The 15,375-nt window shown below is 60.3% G+C and carries 15 protein-coding genes and 2 pseudogenes; 7 read left to right on the top strand and 10 right to left on the bottom strand.

Annotation, left to right across the window (positions count from 1 at the left end; translation table 11 throughout):
• Positions 1 to 144 precede the first annotated feature (144 nt).
• Positions 145 to 471, bottom strand: a complete 327-nt coding sequence (locus tag V1288_RS09975; RefSeq protein WP_334356872.1) for a tyrosine-type recombinase/integrase — start codon at positions 469 to 471, stop codon at positions 145 to 147.
• 425 nt (positions 472 to 896) lie between these two features.
• Between V1288_RS09975 and V1288_RS09970 the strand changes: the two genes are divergently transcribed.
• A complete protein-coding gene (locus V1288_RS09970; protein WP_334356871.1) occupies positions 897 to 1,127 on the top strand; it encodes a DUF2798 domain-containing protein in 231 nt (76 codons plus the stop codon).
• A gap of 204 nt (positions 1,128 to 1,331) precedes the next feature.
• Here the strand turns inward: V1288_RS09970 and V1288_RS09965 are convergent, their stop codons facing one another.
• The 3 genes from V1288_RS09965 to V1288_RS09955 form a co-directional block, all read right to left on the bottom strand.
• Positions 1,332 to 1,970 (bottom strand): hydrolase, encoded by a 639-nt coding sequence (locus V1288_RS09965; RefSeq protein ID WP_334356870.1) that lies wholly within the window; start codon positions 1,968 to 1,970, stop codon positions 1,332 to 1,334.
• A 308-nt stretch (positions 1,971 to 2,278) separates the two neighbouring features.
• Positions 2,279 to 2,944, bottom strand: a complete 666-nt coding sequence (locus V1288_RS09960) for an alpha/beta hydrolase (RefSeq protein ID WP_334356869.1) — start codon at positions 2,942 to 2,944, stop codon at positions 2,279 to 2,281.
• Positions 2,944 to 3,876, bottom strand: coding sequence for a ring-cleaving dioxygenase (locus V1288_RS09955; RefSeq protein WP_334356868.1), 933 nt, complete (start codon positions 3,874 to 3,876; stop codon positions 2,944 to 2,946). Before V1288_RS09955 ends, V1288_RS09960 begins: the two co-directional genes overlap by 1 nt.
• A 116-nt stretch (positions 3,877 to 3,992) precedes the next feature.
• Here V1288_RS09955 and V1288_RS09950 point away from each other — a divergent pair, with 116 nt between their 5' ends.
• The gene (locus V1288_RS09950; RefSeq protein WP_334356867.1) at positions 3,993 to 4,904 is read left to right on the top strand and encodes a LysR family transcriptional regulator; all 912 of its coding nucleotides are present in this window, start codon (positions 3,993 to 3,995) and stop codon (positions 4,902 to 4,904) included.
• Between the two features lie 938 nt (positions 4,905 to 5,842).
• Here the strand turns inward: V1288_RS09950 and V1288_RS09945 are convergent.
• From V1288_RS09945 to V1288_RS09935, 3 genes and pseudogenes are all read right to left on the bottom strand, one after another.
• A pseudogene (locus V1288_RS09945) lies at positions 5,843 to 5,953 on the bottom strand (3-hydroxyacyl-CoA dehydrogenase); the annotation flags it as partial.
• Positions 5,954 to 6,014: 61 nt separating this feature from the next.
• The gene (locus V1288_RS09940; protein ID WP_334356866.1) at positions 6,015 to 6,743 is read right to left on the bottom strand and encodes a nitroreductase; all 729 of its coding nucleotides are present in this window, start codon (positions 6,741 to 6,743) and stop codon (positions 6,015 to 6,017) included.
• 1 nt (position 6,744) lies between these two features.
• Entirely contained in the window at positions 6,745 to 8,418 is a 1,674-nt protein-coding gene (locus tag V1288_RS09935) for an AMP-binding protein (RefSeq protein WP_334356865.1), read from the bottom strand.
• 418 nt (positions 8,419 to 8,836) lie between these two features.
• On the opposite strand from V1288_RS09935, the gene V1288_RS09930 reads away from it, so the two are divergent.
• From V1288_RS09930 to V1288_RS09920, 3 genes and pseudogenes are all read left to right on the top strand, one after another.
• Positions 8,837 to 9,478 (top strand): TetR/AcrR family transcriptional regulator, encoded by a 642-nt coding sequence (locus V1288_RS09930; protein ID WP_334356864.1) that lies wholly within the window; start codon positions 8,837 to 8,839, stop codon positions 9,476 to 9,478.
• 178 nt (positions 9,479 to 9,656) lie between these two features.
• Complete coding sequence (locus V1288_RS09925) at positions 9,657 to 10,550, top strand: LysR family transcriptional regulator (protein ID WP_334356863.1); 894 nt, start codon at positions 9,657 to 9,659, stop codon at positions 10,548 to 10,550.
• Positions 10,528 to 10,692: pseudogene (locus V1288_RS09920) on the top strand (DUF2130 domain-containing protein); the annotation flags it as partial. The gene V1288_RS09925 and the pseudogene V1288_RS09920, both read left to right, overlap by 23 nt.
• Positions 10,693 to 10,746: 54 nt before the next feature.
• On the opposite strand, the gene V1288_RS09915 reads toward V1288_RS09920, so the two are convergent.
• The 3 genes from V1288_RS09915 to V1288_RS09905 all read right to left on the bottom strand — a co-directional run bounded on the left by V1288_RS09915 (position 10,747) and on the right by V1288_RS09905 (position 13,460).
• The gene (locus V1288_RS09915) at positions 10,747 to 11,130 is read right to left on the bottom strand and encodes a hypothetical protein (protein WP_334356862.1); all 384 of its coding nucleotides are present in this window, start codon (positions 11,128 to 11,130) and stop codon (positions 10,747 to 10,749) included.
• A gap of 57 nt (positions 11,131 to 11,187) precedes the next feature.
• Complete coding sequence (locus V1288_RS09910) at positions 11,188 to 12,381, bottom strand: FAD-dependent monooxygenase (RefSeq protein WP_334356861.1); 1,194 nt, start codon at positions 12,379 to 12,381, stop codon at positions 11,188 to 11,190.
• A gap of 251 nt (positions 12,382 to 12,632) precedes the next feature.
• Positions 12,633 to 13,460 (bottom strand): IclR family transcriptional regulator, encoded by an 828-nt coding sequence (locus tag V1288_RS09905; protein ID WP_334356860.1) that lies wholly within the window; start codon positions 13,458 to 13,460, stop codon positions 12,633 to 12,635.
• 233 nt (positions 13,461 to 13,693) lie between these two features.
• On the opposite strand from V1288_RS09905, the gene V1288_RS09900 reads away from it, so the two are divergent.
• Both V1288_RS09900 and V1288_RS09895 read left to right on the top strand, forming a co-directional pair.
• On the top strand, positions 13,694 to 13,924 hold the full coding sequence (locus V1288_RS09900) for a hypothetical protein (RefSeq protein ID WP_334356859.1): 231 nt from the start codon (positions 13,694 to 13,696) through the stop codon (positions 13,922 to 13,924).
• Positions 13,921 to 15,363, top strand: coding sequence for an aldehyde dehydrogenase family protein (locus tag V1288_RS09895; protein WP_334356858.1), 1,443 nt, complete (start codon positions 13,921 to 13,923; stop codon positions 15,361 to 15,363). The genes V1288_RS09900 and V1288_RS09895 overlap by 4 nt, the downstream gene beginning before the upstream one ends.
• Positions 15,364 to 15,375: the final 12 nt, after the last annotated feature.

Here is a 15,375-nt window from a genome sequence, read left to right as displayed (position 1 = left end):
AGTTCGCGGGGATGTCTCCTATGGGTCCTGCCACACAGCCAGGGTCATTTTTGGACTTGGGCGCGGTCCTGAGCGACGTCCGCTTGCCCAGACGCACAGACATCGCTGGGCGAGAGCATCAGGTCCGAAACGTGCCAACTGCGGTCATGATTCCAAACCGATGCTATCAACCCAGCGGTGCACCAGTCGAGAATATTGTCGGGTGGATAGGTAAGGGTTTGCATGCAGTCTGCTGGGGAAGAGATATCGAGAGCCGGTCGTCCGGATCGATCGTAACCAGATCTCCAAGGAAGTCCTTGTCTGCTCCGTAATCTCGAATTGTACGGGTCGGCCTGTCTTCTTTTGAACGACCGTCGCTCGAACTCGGACCCTAGCGCCAGAACATATTTCGTCGACACGCAGTTTGACCAAATCACACGCGCGAAGTTTGCTATCGATCGCCAGATTGAACAGGGAAAGATCTCGCCACATCTGGGCGACCTCCAATCGAACGCGAATCGACCAAACGTGCTTGGCTGAAGAGGCTTTTTCTGGCCGACGAGCAACCCCTTATTCCATGGTATTGGACGGCTTTTGCAAACAGGACGAACATGCATGGCGGGTTCTCCGCCAACCCGCCCGGCCGCGTCGCTCAATAGCGAGCACGGTATTATAGCGACGAGTGCGTCTTGATATCACCAGCTACGATTTCAGGACGACAGGTTTTGGCGCAAAAGCGGCCGTTCGTACGCAAACAGCCGCCCCCGACCTGCTCAATAGCGAAGCCGCTTACTTCAGTTCAAGTTCTCGCGTCGGGTCGCCTTGGCCGGATTTAGTAATCCATTCCCCGAAACGGACCTCGATGTTGGGCATGCCTTTTGCTTTCCTCACAAGGAACAGTCCTTGTCGAGGGTCGCATGTTCAGAATCCCGCGCAGCTACAGCCACTTTGTCTATGGATTTATTCAGTCGGGATTGACCTGTGGGATCGCGGCGGCGATCGCCAGTTTTCCGCTCATGGCGTCTGGTAATTTCGTTCTGCATTGGCTGCAAGCATGGCTGTTCTCTTGGCTTCTGATGCTACCGGTCGTGCTGTTGGCAGCGCCCGCCATCCGACGCTTGGCCCATGCCGTGACTACGGAAGAGTAGCAGGCTCGCTTCATACGGCCGAGCCTGCCTCTCTCTAACTACTGCGCCTACTTCTTCATGCTGTCCTTCGACATGGAGTCGTGCTTTTTCATGCCGTCCTTGGATATGCATCGTCCGTTTTCATGCCATCCGGCCGAAATAGGGGTTCGATTCCCTGCGGAGCGCCACCTTTTCCATATGCCCGCGGCACAACCTCCGCATCCCTCAAGCTGATTTGTGCAGACGGCGATGCTCGGGGAAATACCACCGCATGACGTGTCGCAGATTGTCGGAATCTCCGCGCGCCCAGTTGCGCATGATCTCGCAGCCGAAGGAGATCGCAGTGATGGGTTTGGCCCCCGCCTGAATCATTCGGTCAAACGCGCGCTCGTGTGCGGTGGGCGAGATGCCGCCCACAGCGTCGGCAACCGGATAGACCTCGTAGCCTTCGGCCAGCATGTCGAGGGTCGGAAAGGCCAGGCAGACCTCGGTCCAAAGCGCAGCGATGACCACCTTGCGTCGCCCCGTGCCTTGGACGGCCTTGCGGAAGTCCTCGTCCTCCCAGGCATTGACGCCCGTGCGGTCGATCTCTTCCACTCCCGGCAGAGCCTCGCGGATCGCCGGAATCGTGCCTTCGTTCACGCCCATGTCCACTGCGACCGTCGAGAGCACCACGGGGATATTGTAGGCTTGAGCGAGTTTGCACAGCGCAACCACATTGAGGGTGATCTCCTCACGGGAGGATGAGGTCACGGTCGAATATTGCTCGGGCTGGTAGTCGATCAGGACCAGAACGCAGTTTTGCGGGGTCAGTAGATGATCGGCCTTGGGGTCGCGGACGGGCTCGGGCTGGGTCTTGGTCATGTTGTTCCTCCTTCGAGTCGTAGTGAAGCGGTCGTCATTGATGATTTAAACCTATATCAGACACAATCACATGGCGGTTCCCAGTTTCATCCTCTCCACCGTACCCGACACGATTCGAACCTGACCTCCGCATTCCGAGGGTGGCGCTTTATCGAGCTGAGCTACCTGCATCTTTTTGCTTACGCGGTGGTTAGGCGGATTTCTTGCGAGTGTGAAGCGACGAACAATGTGACAAGCAGCGGAGCGTCGTTCAGTGCGCAGCAGCGTCCCATATCGGCGTCGGTTGGACATCGGAGTCATCGACTTTCCTAACCGGACACCGCAACAGGCTTTTCAGGATCCCGCTGGATGGAGAAGTGCCGTAGACCTTGTACCCATGTCTTTGCCAGGGTGAGATCAGCCTGCGAAAGCTGATGTCCGACTGGCAGCGTACTGTGCTGTACCTCGGCACCTGTCTGCTGCAGCATTGTGGCGAGACGTGCCGAGTTGTCGCGCGGAATGATCGGATCCGATTTCCCCGACACGATCAGTACAGGCTTGCCGGCGAGATCTGGCGTCGGCGCTTGGCGCAGCGGCACCATTGCCCGGAGCAGGATGGCGCCCGCGAGCACGTCTGGGCGCAGCAGCAGGACCGCGGCGGCGATGTTGGCGCCATTGGAGTAGCCGAGTGCGATCGGCGCCGCGAGGCCGTAGCGACTACGCGCGGCGACAACGAAATCCGCCAGTTCGTTGGCGCGGCGGCGCACGTCGTCTTCGTCGAACACGCCTTCGGCCAGCCGGCGGAAGAAGCGCGGCATGCCGTGCTCCAGAACCTGACCGCGCACTGACAGCAGCGGCGCACCGGGCGCAATGGCCTCGCCAAGCGGGAGCAGATCGTTCTCATCGCCGCCGGTTCCGTGCAGCAGCAGGAGAGGCGGTGCTTCGAGCCGGTTGCCCGGCTCGACGCGATGAATGAAGGAGAGGTCCTTGCTCATTACGCAGCCCTTTCCAATGGCGGTAACACTCCTTCGATGTCCTTGCGGTGCGGCTCGAGGAACGCCGGCAGCTTGAGATGTTCGCCGAGCGAATCGACAGGCTCGTCGACGGCAAAGCCGGGGATGTCGGTGGCAATTTCGAACAGAATGCCGCCGGGTTCGCGGAAATAGACCGAACGGAAGTAGTTGCGGTCCTTCTGTTCAGTCGGATGCTGGCCGTGGGTTTCCACGAGCTTGCGCGACATCTCGGCCTGGTCGGCGTCGTCGACGGCGCGGAAGGCGACGTGATGCACCGAGCCGGTGCCCTGGCGTCCGGGCAGGAAACCCTTGGCCTCATAGATGTCAACGATGCCACCGGCGGCATTGTCCGCCGTGAGACGGATGATTGAGCCTTCGCGGGCGGTTTCCTTGAAGCCGAACACGTCGGTCAGGATCGAACTGGTCTTGGCGGCATTCTCAAGCAGCAGCGTGACTCCATGAAAACCGCGGATCGCATGTTCCCCCGGCACGTCACCGTTGCTCCAGCCGGCCTCGTTCTCGGCGCCGGGGACGCCGACCAGTGCGAGGCTCATGCCGTCCGGATCGGTGAAGGGCAGCACGGCTTCGCCAAAGCGCTTCTCCAGTGCCTCGTGGGCGATGCCCTTTTCAATGAAACGGTGCGTCCAATAGCCGAGCGAGCGAGCCGGCACGCGGAACGCGGTCTGCTGGGTCTGGCCGACACCGCCGCGGCCTGCCGCTGCGCCTTCCCACGGGAAGAAGGTGAGGATTGTGCCGGGATGGCCGGTCTCGTCGCCGTAATAGAAGTGATAGGTACCGGGGTCGTCGAAATTGACGGTCTTCTTGACGAAGCGGAGACCGAGCGAACGGGTGTAAAAGTCGAAGTTTCGCAGGGCGTTACCTGCGATGGCGGTGACATGATGGATGCCTGACATGGTCTTCTCCTAGATTACGAGGCGCCCGGCCTCCGTTGTCAGGGATAATTGGCATAGGCTAACTCAAGGACAATCCGGTCTTTCATGACATGACTGTCTATGATTTGATGACAATCATGGATAAGCTCAGCAGCCTCCGCGCCTTCGTCAAAGTGGTCGAACTCGGCAGCTTCTCGGAAGCCGGCCGGCAACTCAGGCTCTCGCGCTCAGCGATCAGCAAGTATGTCAGCGATCTTGAGCAGGACCTCGGCGTACAACTCCTGAACCGCACCACCCGGCACGCCAGCCCGAACGAAAACGGCCAGGCCTATTTCGAGCGCGCACTCGTGATTCTTGCCGACCTCGACGCAGCCGATCACGCCGTCGCGCAGGCGCAGGCGACGCCGCGCGGCCTGTTGCGCGTCAATGCGCCGATGTCCTTCGGCACGCTCCAGCTCGGCCCGGCCGTCGCGGATTTCATGGCGCTGTATCCGGAGCTCCGTATTCACCTTGTGCTCAGCGACGAGCAGATCGATCCGGTGCAGGGTGGTTATGACGTCACCTTGCGCATCGCTGATCTTGAATCGTCGAGCCTGATTGCGCGCAAGATCCTGGCGATCGATCGGGCAATCTGCGCGGCGCCGGATTATCTTGAGCAGTATGGCACGCCGAAACATCCCAACGAATTGCGGAGTCACGCGCTGCTGACCTATGGCTTTCTGCTGACCGGCAATCAGTGGAAATTGACTGGCCCCGATGGGGACCACTGGGTTCAGCCGGAATGGACGCTGTGCGCAAACAACGCCGAGGTGCTGCGCGACGCCGCGATCGCGGGCAGGGGCGTTGCGTTGCTGCCGACCTTCATCGCCGGCGATGCCCTGCGCGAAGGCGCGCTACAGAGATTCCTCGAAGGATATCAGGCACCGCCACTGCACCTTTACGCGATCTATCCACCGACGCGGCACTTGGCAGTCAAGGTGCGACTTTTCATCGATTTTCTGGTCGAACGCTTCGCGAGCCAGCCACCAGGGGATCTAGTAGAACCATGATCCATCATCCGATCGAACGAGCCTAGGTACGCGACGGCAGCCCTCGACTGGCCCGTCAGCGAGAGGATCTTGAAGTCTTGGAATCTGGCCTTCGGGACGCCTAACACCTTGCACGATCACTGATCAACGTTGGGCACCCATTCCTCCGCGTTTGAGTCCCAATGATGGGTGTCGTCGAAGTGTTTCCAGAGTGGCCGCCTTGGTTTGCTTTCACCCCTCTGTCGTAATGCATTCAGTGCGCTGAGTTGGACGACGAGAGCTCCAGCCATCATCATCCATTCGCGAACGTTGTATCGGGAGTTCCATTTGATTGTCGCGAGCATCGGATGCCTCCTTCAAAGTAAGAAGCCTTACCCAATCTTAGCCTGGGCCGAGAACACAGGGATATAAAGTACTTCACAGTCAGCCACCATCTTCCACATAGCCGCGGGCGCCTTAGCGGCGGCAATTTGAAGCGAAGTACCAGTCGCCCAACAGGATCCGACCTGAACTGTCAAACGCCTCGGTGTGGGTCATAAGCTGCCCTCTGGCGAACGACCTCTTCTGGCGCGAAGCGGACGTTCGCCGAGACCTTCATGTCAGCTAAGTGCCGAAGAGCTGCCCTCCGAAGCCTTCGGAGGGCGACGCTCTATCCAGCTGAGCTACGGGTGCTTACTGCTTACGCAGTGCTTACGCGGATTTCGCGCATGAGTTAACCCCAACGCGCAGCCCTCGCGCTGGATTGATGCGAGGCAGCTGTGTCCGCGAGCAGGCCCGGTGTGATTTGCGATCGATGTTCGGGATGATGGAAATCGTTTACCATCTGCTCGATCCACTTGAGCTGGACATCGGTTCCGGTACATACTGTCGGTACACACAACCTGCCGAGGTTGTCTGGAGAACGCTGTTTTTACTGCCGTTTTCGGTGGTCTCCGGAGAGGAGCTGAGAATCCCTCCTTCACATCGGCAATGACGACGAAGCCGCCTGCCGCCGTGAGACGTCGGGCGACGGCGGCGCCCAGTCCCGAGCCGGCGCCAGTTACGAGAAATACACGCTGTTCGATTTGCACTTTGGAAGATCCCGGATCGGTGGCGGATAGTGGGCTGGTAGCTGCGGCGGCGCCTCGCCACTTATTCGTGGACGACGGTGAAATCGTCGACGCCGACGCGATCGCTGACTAGAGTGTTCGCGCGCGAGTCGGGATCTGGATGCCCCAGCGCCATTCCCGACAGAATGATCTGGCTGGCGGGAATGCCGAGCTGTTCGTGCACGACGCCGCCGTACTCGCACCAGGCCTGCTGCGCGCAGGTCCCCAGTCCGAACGCTCTCGCCACAATCATCACATTCTGCATGAACATGCCGCAGTCGAGCCAGGAGCCGACCAATAGCCGCCGGTCCATGGTGAAGAACAGACCGACCGGTGCGCCGAAGAATTCGAAATTGCGCAACATTGCCTGCTTGCGCGCCGGGTAGTCGTCACGTGCGATACCGTACAGCTCGTAAAGGTCGTATCCGACCTTGCGTCGACGCGAGAGGTAGGGCTCCATCAAAGGGGCCGGAGCATAGAAATATTCGTCGGACCGCTCTCCCGCCATTGCGGCCTGCGTGACCGCCCGGCAGAGCCGGGCTAGCGTTGCTCCGGTCGTCACGTGGACCTTCCAAGGCTGGAAGTTCGTGCCTGACGGGGCGCGCGAGGCAGCCGAAAGGATCTCCTTCACCACGCGCAACGGCACCGGAGTAGGCAAGAAACTGCGCACGGAGCGCCGGTTAACGACCGCTTCGATCACCGGCGAAACCAGGTATGGTTCTGATCGGTGAATGCGCGGCGGGGAAGGCGGGAGCGAGGCATCGGCGTCCATGTCAGCGCGTTTCCGTCGCGAGAGTCCCCAATTCTTCACGCCGCCTCTGGCGCAGCACGAAGCGCTGGACCTTTCCGCTCGGCGTTTTTGGAAGGCTGTCGACGAAATGCACCTGTCTGGGATAGGCGTGCGCGGCGTAGCGGGTTTTCACCCAGTCCTGGATGCTCTTGACCGTCTGTGCGGATGGCTTTTCGCCTGATCGCAGGACGACGAAGCATTCCAGTACTTCGCCGCGCGTGGTGTCTGGCACCGCAATGACGGCGCATTCGCTGACGGCGGGATGCGTCACAACGATCGATTCAATCTCGAAGGGGCCGATCCGATATCCCGCCATGATGATGACATCGTCGTCGCGGGAGGAGAAATGGTAGTAGCCCTCGTCATCGCGCCAGCCCGCGTCCCCGGTGAGATACCATCGGCCGTTTCCGGAAAACTTTTCTGCGCTCTTCTGCGCGTCGTCGATGTAGCCGCTGAACCAAGCGAGAGGACTATCCTTCAGCTCGATCGCCACTCGACCGAGCTCCCCGTCGGGAGCGGGAGCATCTTCCGTTTCCTTGAGCACCAGCGCTGACCAGCCGGGCAGCGGAACGCCCATGGACCCCGGCTTCAGGGGGGCGACGAGGTCGGGATGATGATGGTTGTTGATCAGCATGCCGGCCTCCGTCTGACCGTAGTGATCGTGGACGGCGACGCCCAAGGCATCGCCGGCCCAGAGATTGACCTCCGGAGTGAGAGGTTCGCCCGCGCTCGACGCGTGGCGCAGCTTTGTGATCTTCGACCGCGGCCCTTCGAATGCACGCATCGCCCGGTACACGGTCGGGGCTGCGGCAAAATTCGTCACGCTGTATCGCGACAGGACTTCGAACGTGCTTGCCGCGTCGAAACCTGCGGTCAGAAGCAGGCTAGGCGTACCGGTGGTGAGCGAGCCCAGGATTCCGAAGTACAGGCCGTAAGCCCAGCCCGGGTCGGCCGCACACCAGTAGAGATCGTCGGGGCGGAGCCCCAGTCCGAACTCGGCATAAGCCCGGAAACCGGCAAGCGCCTTCGTGGGCACCAGAACTCCCTTTGGTGTTCCCGTGGTTCCGGAGGTGTAGATCTGAATGATCGGCGCATCGCCTCCCAAGCGCGCCGCTGTCCGGCCACGCGCGTGAGCGGCCATCAATTCGGAGAATCGCAGCGAGCCGGGAATGCCGGCCCGTTCGCTGGCCGTGGTCACGATCTTCCAGCCTCCGTCGGCGGGCATGTCATCACCGGGCAGCAATTTCTTCTGCTGGCTTTCGTCGCAGACGACGACCTTCGCCTGGCTGCGGATCAGTCGAAAAGAGACGCCTGCGGGAGCGAAGGCCGTGAAGATCGGCACATGCACCGCGCCAAGTCGCCAGATGCCGACGAGGGCAACGAGATATTCCAGGCTCTTTCCCATCAGCGTGGCGACGCGGTCCCCCGGCCCGACTCCGAGGTCAGCGAGCGCAGCGGCAAACTTCTCGGACTCCTCGCGCAGGCGCCCGTAGGTGATGTCGGTCGCTTCGAGATCCGCTCCGACAATCCGGTAGGCCAGCGCGTCGCGCGCGTACCGGTCGCATAGAAGTTCGGCGGCGCACGCTTTCGGATCGCTGTAGAGCGACACAAGTTCTTCGATCCGGGATAGCGCGGCTGCGTGCTGATGAGACGACAAGATGGCTTCCTCCGTGTGAGCTGGCTTGCTGCACGTCGATCGGTCCGTCCGCCGCGGCAAAAGCATCGCATCGAGAGAATTCGTGAAAGGGCGAACGCGCCGCCAACCTTCTTCGGCATCCTCGCGGTGCATGTCTGCGGAAGCTAGAACCTGAATTTCCTATCGCCGCTGTTCTGCCGACAGCTTGAAGCAGGCAAGTCAATCAAATTTCCGAACATGAAATTAGAATTCTAATTCTAGTTTGTCAAGCAGAATCCGGGGGCGGTGGTACAGCCAAAATCGCGGGAAAAGCAGCGCAACGCACACGTCTCGCGCCGCCTATGCCGTCGCGCGTCGCTTCAGCTAGAACCAGACTTGCATTCGGACGGCAAAGACAGTCTATCTTGAGCCCAGCCCGAAACCCTACCGGATCAGCGACATGTCAGGTGCAAGCAAGGCGGCGCGCAGGGTACGGACCAGAACTCCGTCTCCGGACAAACGCGCATCCATTCTGCGTGCGGCTCGGGTGTTGGTCACCGCCGTCGGATTCCGGGACACCCAGATGAATGCGGTCGCCGAGACCGCCGGCGTTGCGCTGGGCACGCTCTACCGCAATTTCCCGTCGAAGGCCGAACTCATGGTCGAGGTCGTCGCCAACGTGGCCCAGCGTGAGGTGGATGCCGTCGCGACGGTCGCCGAGCAGGATGGTACGGCCTCTGAACGCCTTTCGGCCTCCGCGTGGGTCTTCGCGAGCCGCGCGCTCCTGGGCCGCAAACTCGCACATGCACTCGTTGCCGAGCCGGTTGAGCCGGAAATCGAGTCGGCGCGCCTCAAATATCGGAGGAAACTTGCGCGGGTGTTCGAGGGAATTATCGGGCAGGGAATTCGTGACGGAGAATTCCCCGATCAGGACGTGGAAGCCTCCGCCGCATGCATCGTCGGATCGCTATTCGAAGGTCTCGTAGGTCCTCTGGCCCGGGACAGTCTCACTACTGTTGAGCGTCAGCGCCAAGCCAAAGCAATCGTCGCCTTCTGCGTGCGTGGAGCGAGCGGGGAAATGTGGAAACCTCGACGAGATTAGGGGCGGCGCCTCAACCGCTACGGCGGAGGCAATTGGACATTCGCTCTTGGACAGTGGAACGGCTGCCGCTTCTGCCGGAATATCTGCTACCATTTTGGAGAGGTCCACTGGCTCTTGCACTCTTCAGGTTTTTTCACTCATAAGGATGGGCTCTGACCATTCGGCGGCCGGATAATCGGTGAACCAATCGCAGAGGGCTCACGCAGAGGAGCTCGCGGCATTGCTCGCGGTGGTGGACACCGGTTCGTTCATCCTGGCGGGCCGTGCGCTGCAGCGTCATCCGACGACCGTTTCGAAGCGGATACAGGCGATGGAGGCGCGTCTTGGAGTGCGTCTCGTCGAACGCACGACCCGTCAGGTCCGGATAACGGAGGCGGGACGACGTTTGTGCGAGAAGCTCCAAGCCGCGGGCGACCTGATCAGGGAAGTGGAAACGGAGGCATCCCCCGGCGCTACTGAGAGACACGGCAGGCTACGTCTCGCGTTTCCGGCGGCCATGGGACGCATGTGGCTCGCGCCGCTGCTTCCGGAGTTTCTGTCCCGATATCCCGCCGTCCACGTCGAGGTGGACTACAGCGAGCGATTTCTGGATCTGGTCGGAGATGGCTTCGACGCCGCCGTACGTATCGGCACCCTGAGCGACAACCGGCTCGTCGCGCGCAAGCTGGGCGACCATCAGCGCATTGTATGCGCATCACCCAGCTACCTCGAGCGCCACGGAAAGCCGGCCCGGCCGCGCGATCTGGAGCGGCACAATTGCCTTGAATTTCCGAGGCTGACGACCTTTCCTAAATGGCGATTGTCGGACGGGGCCGAAAAGGAGACGGTCGTCGCCCGCGGCTCGCTCCGATCGGGCGACAGCATGCATTGCTGGAAGCCGGGCCCGACCGGGGCGGTTACGGCAGTCTTGACTACGCAGGCAGCGCTGATCAGTCGATTGACTCCGATAGGTGGCGAAATGGCCGAGCGTGCGAACGGCTCAAATTTTTCTGTGAATTCAAGACCACAGGATTGCGGCGGGCATATCTTGCTCTTCTCTCAAGGAGCAGACCGAAGCGGTTGGCGCCATTGAAAAGGAGCGCGATGAGCTGAAGAACGGGATCAAGCAGGTGCAGCTTGAAAAGCAGCTCTCCGAGCAATCGCTCAAGGACGAGTACGAAACGCAGATCAAGGATCGCGACGACGCGATCGAGCGCTTGAAGGACATGAAATCGTGTAATCGCGTTCACGATTTAAGGTTCATCGCCAACCGAACGGACCGACTGTGGCTATGAGAGGCGAGATCTGTCCGGTGCTGTCGATTTAGCTTTCGCGACGAGCAGTCGAGCCAGCCCGAAGTCTTTGATGACGAATTCGTTACGAACGGAAATGCCATCGCTGCATGACTTGGCTCGCATCGATAGCCATCCCTCGATCATCCGGACGACGGCTGATCCCGTGCCGGCGATCGGGCGCGTCGGAAGGCTCAGGTGTTTTGGTGCAGCTTCTTGATCAGAACATGGTCTGGCAATTTTTGAGGATGAGGCGCTGCTCATGTAGACTTTGCAGGTCAAACGCTGTGCGTTGCTGAAGGCAAGCTCTTCGCCAACCAGCCCTGTGAGCGTCACGAGGGACGGTACATATTTCTGATTCTGGGGCTTCTTTGTTGACATTGCTTTGGTCGAGGCGACTCGACCCCCCTTGGAAGGGGGCTGCGCTCATGCCGAGCACTAAACGGTGACTGTGTTTACATCGTATTCGAAGAGCCAATCATAACGCTTCTTCACGCGTTCCGGCTGCCACTCTCTTGCAACGTAATTCTCTGCCAATTTGGGATCCGCCAGATCGGCGCTATGGAAGCGCGAAGCATTTTCCGATGCTCCGCGGACCATGGAAGATGTGCGCTCAACGCGGAGTTCTTCAAATCTTTTAAATGCGTGCTCGGGCGAGGGGTATTTCACGAAGCACCGGCCAAGCACTATGGCATCTTCAAGGGCCATTACAGCGCCCTGAGCAAGGAATGGAAGAGTCGGATGCGCCGCATCCCCAATCAAGCAGATGTTCCCATAGGCATATTGCTGCAGCGGTTCGCGACCACAAAGTGCCCATTTGTATGGAGTGCCCAATTGGCTGATAATTTCTAGAACGAGCGGGTGCCAGCCTTCGAAATCTGCCGCACATTCCTCTTTTGTGCCGCGCGTCGACCATGATTCAACCTGCCATTCCGGTCGCTCGACGATGCCAACAAAGTTTAGAAGCTCTCCGCTTCGGATCGGGTATGTGATGACATGCGCTCCAGGACCGATCCAGTTAAGGCCAATCGGTCTTCGAAGTTCTTTTGACAAGCGCTCCATAGGTATGGTTCCGCGCCAAGCCATAAGGCCAGTGAACTGTGCCTTGGAGGGGCCTAATAGCGATTGTCGAATCTGCGAATGGACACCGTCAGCGCCGACCAGCGCATCGCAAGTTGCGGACGAACCATCAGCAAAGCGAACATGGACCTTGCCCGGTTCGCTCTTGATTTCGACGCACTTCTTTCCCGTGTGAATGGCGTCGGCTTTCCTTGCACGGACTGCATCGAGGAGAACGCCGTGCAGGTCTGCGCGATGGAGGCTCCAATACGGAGCGCCAAATCTTTCTATCGAGTCGACGCCAAGGTCGAACAGCTTCCACTCCTTTCCGGTATTCCAAATGCGAACGGCTTTCGAAGAGGCTTCGCAAGCGACCGCGCTGATCTTGTCGCGCAGTCCCAGATCTATTAGCGCCTTTGCGCCGTTCGCCGAGATCTGCACCCCTGCGCCGACCTCGCCGAGAACCTCTGCTTGCTCGTAAACCTCGACATCGAACCCTCTCTGCAAGAGCGCACATGAGGCGGCCAGCCCGCCGATGCCGGCGCCGATAACAGTGATTCTTTGCTGCTTCATCGCATTCTCCCAATTAATTGGCGCGACCGTGCGCGTTCACGAACGACATGATGGGGTGCTCGGTGATCCGAGCGCCCGCGCGCTTCGCGAGGCCTGCCGGATGCGTCCTTACTGGAGCGTCATGCGCACCTGATAGCGGCTGGAAAGCCGTCGTATATTAACGAATTCAATTAGTCAATGTCAAATGACGGCTCGCGCTGCAGGCGGCTGAAGTGACAGTGCAGCACTTGGATGGTGCCCATTTGTCAGAGTCAGGCGCGCGTCGATCTAGCCGTCCGTCTGGGACCAGGGTCCTCCTGTAAGGCATCGGAAGCAGCGGCTTCCCGCCCCATCGCGCGCGTAACTAGGTCGCAGGCGGCCTTCAGCTTCTCGACAATTGAGCCGCGCCCGTCGAGCGGCACGTGCGAGCGTTGCCCAATGAGCGTCATGCTCGCGGCGAGAGCGCCGGAATGGTCGAATATGGGGCCAGAGACGGCGGCAAATCCCTCGTGCACGCGGCTGTCCGACGTGGTCACGCCGTTACGACCCATCTCTCGCTTTGCCTCTTCGATCACCGCGCGGGCCGCCGCCGAGGGCGTGGGAACACGGTGAAGTATCGGCGCCAACGACGCTGCGGGCAGCAGTGACAGGAAGACCCGTCCCGTAGCCGACGTGAGCAACGGAAGTACATGGCCGACCTTGATAATCATCGGGACGTCGAGTTCACCATCGGACTTCGCGACTATCGTCGGTCCCATGTTTCCCCAGATGGATAAGTGGACCGACAGTCCGACGCTTTGCTGCAACTCCTCCATTGGCCCTCGGGCGAGATCGACAACATCCAGTTGCCGCAATCCCGCAAGGCCGAGTTGAACGGCATAAGGCCCAAGGCCGTAGCGCATTGTGGCAGGATCCTGCGCCACCAGGCCGAGCCGTAGAAAGCTCACCATGTAAAGGTGAGCCTTGCTGGCCGGCATGCCGGCACGCTCGGCAATTGTCTTCAGAGGAAGCTTGGCCCGCGCCGCCTCAAGAACCCCGATCAGACGAAAGCCGACCTCGATCGATTGGATATGGCGCTGTTCCTTCTCGACCGTCTTCATGTTCACCTCGTCCCACCCTCTGGCACAACATTTAACACTTCGCGCGGTCAAAGCGCATAGCAAACCGCATTATTTGTAATAGTATAATCAAATTTGACAAAATCCTCGGATCATAGTAGCGATCCACAGAACCGCATTCGATGAACGAGGAGGGTACCATGGGCCGAGCGGTCGCTAGGGCGTTCCGGGTTGGGGCAGACGTGTACGTCAGCTCAATTGGTCTTGAGACCTGCATGAGCATGCTGGACTCGGCCGCTCGGAACATGGCCCCTGGTCTCCGTCACCCTTCTGAATTCCAGCGCTTGTTGCCGGGCACACGCGAGCCGAACAAGCTCGAGGTGCTGCTCGGGCAGGTGCAAGGGGCAAGGCACTCGATGCGTCTGTCGACGTTCGTCACGACCTTGCGCTGCGCATTGCCGGCCCTGTTCGCACGCTTCAATGCTCCGGACGAGGTGCGCCCGTGAGACCTGTCGATGCGCATTGGATAGATGGGGGCTGGCACCGTGGGACCTCCAGCCGCATGCTCCCGGTCATCGATCCCAGCACAGAGCAGATCCTGACTGAGGTGAGCTGCGCGTCGCCGGCTGAAGTGGACGCAGCAGTCAGCTCTGCGCGGCGTGCACTTGCCGTCTGGCGCGGCTCCAGTCTGGAGAACAGGGCTGCATTGCTTCTTCACATTGCCCAGAGGCTCGAAGCCCGAACCGAGCTTTTCGCCGAGACCCTTGCACGTGAGATTGGAAGCCCGTTGTGGTTCGGCAGGCAATTTCAGGTCCCGATGCCGATCCGGAACCTTGCTGCGATGGTGGAGGCGCTTCAGGCGATTGCGTTCGAGGAGAACGCCGCGAGCTCAGTCGTATGGCGCGAACCAGTCGGCGTAATAGCCGCTATCACGCCATGGAATGCGCCGCTGCATCAGATAATCGCAAAGGTCGGCGCAGCTATCGCCGCGGGATGCACTGTCATCGTGAAGCCGAGCGAGCTAGCCCCGTCGACAGCACGGGCCCTTGTGGAAGTGCTCGATGAGGTTGGTGTTCCGGCCGGGGTCGTGAATGTGGTTTTCGGAGACGGCGAGACTGGCCGCGCTCTGGTGGAGCATCCCGAGATCGATCTCGTGAGCTTCACGGGCTCTGTGAGGGCCGGACGTAAAGTAGCCGCCTTGGCGGGGGAGCATATCAAGCAGGTCAAGCTCGAACTTGGTGGCAAATCTGCAGCCGTCATACTGGACGACGCCGACCTCGAAGCGGCAGTAGCTGGCGTGCTGCGGTCCTGTTTCAGCAACAGTGGGCAGGTCTGTGTTGCCCAGACCCGTCTGATCGTACCGATGGAGGCCAGAACTGAAATCGAGGCTCTCTGTCAATCGTTGGGTGCAGATTGGGTCATGGGACATCCTCTCGCGCCGGAAACCCGTATCGGGCCACTGGCAAGCGGAGCGGGGCGCGATCGCGTCCGGCGAATGATTACGGAAGCGCTTTCGCAGGGAGCTCGCGCGATCATCGGCGGCCCTGGTGCACCGGAGGGGCTCACGCGCGGCTACTACATGTACCCGACTGTTCTAACAGATTTGACGGCCGGCATGGAGGTCGTGCGAGAGGAGGCGTTCGGGCCTGTCCTCAGCCTGCTGCACTACAGCAGTCTCGACGAGGCAGTCGAACTCGCCAACGCGACGAGGTTCGGACTCTCGGGCGGAATTTGGACTTCGAACCGGGAACGCGGTGTTGAAGTCGCTAGACGTCTGAGGACTGGGCAAGTTTCGATCAACGGCGCCCCGCAAAACTACGCCACGCCCTTTGGTGGCTGCGGCTGGTCCGGTTTCGGGCGCGAGAATGGTCGCTATGGCATCGAGAGCTTTCTCCAGTACAAAGCGGTGCATGGGGTCCAGACGCCACCTGGCTTGCCGCTGTAGGGCCCTAAACGC

This window comes from Bradyrhizobium sp. AZCC 2176, from assembly GCF_036924645.1.
Lineage (GTDB): Bacteria > Pseudomonadota > Alphaproteobacteria > Rhizobiales > Xanthobacteraceae > Bradyrhizobium.
This window is presented reverse-complemented; position numbering and strand designations above follow the sequence as displayed.

What these genes read in the sequence shown, in the direction of transcription:
- V1288_RS09960 (WP_334356869.1), bottom strand. Translation starts at nt 2,944, where the DNA reads ATGAGCAAGGACCTCTCCTTCATTCATCGCGTCGAGCCGGGCAACCGG.
- V1288_RS09965 (WP_334356870.1), bottom strand. Translation starts at nt 1,970, where the DNA reads ATGACCAAGACCCAGCCCGAGCCCGTCCGCGACCCCAAGGCCGATCAT.
- V1288_RS09905 (WP_334356860.1), bottom strand. Translation starts at nt 13,460, where the DNA reads ATGAAGACGGTCGAGAAGGAACAGCGCCATATCCAATCGATCGAGGTC.
- V1288_RS09900 (WP_334356859.1), top strand. Translation starts at nt 13,694, where the DNA reads ATGAGCATGCTGGACTCGGCCGCTCGGAACATGGCCCCTGGTCTCCGT.
- V1288_RS09975 (WP_334356872.1), bottom strand. Translation starts at nt 471, where the DNA reads ATGTGGCGAGATCTTTCCCTGTTCAATCTGGCGATCGATAGCAAACTT.
- V1288_RS09940 (WP_334356866.1), bottom strand. Translation starts at nt 6,743, where the DNA reads ATGGACGCCGATGCCTCGCTCCCGCCTTCCCCGCCGCGCATTCACCGA.
- V1288_RS09955 (WP_334356868.1), bottom strand. Translation starts at nt 3,876, where the DNA reads ATGTCAGGCATCCATCATGTCACCGCCATCGCAGGTAACGCCCTGCGA.
- V1288_RS09970 (WP_334356871.1), top strand. Translation starts at nt 897, where the DNA reads ATGTTCAGAATCCCGCGCAGCTACAGCCACTTTGTCTATGGATTTATT.
- V1288_RS09910 (WP_334356861.1), bottom strand. Translation starts at nt 12,381, where the DNA reads ATGAAGCAGCAAAGAATCACTGTTATCGGCGCCGGCATCGGCGGGCTG.
- V1288_RS09930 (WP_334356864.1), top strand. Translation starts at nt 8,837, where the DNA reads ATGTCAGGTGCAAGCAAGGCGGCGCGCAGGGTACGGACCAGAACTCCG.
- V1288_RS09915 (WP_334356862.1), bottom strand. Translation starts at nt 11,130, where the DNA reads ATGTCAACAAAGAAGCCCCAGAATCAGAAATATGTACCGTCCCTCGTG.
- V1288_RS09950 (WP_334356867.1), top strand. Translation starts at nt 3,993, where the DNA reads ATGGATAAGCTCAGCAGCCTCCGCGCCTTCGTCAAAGTGGTCGAACTC.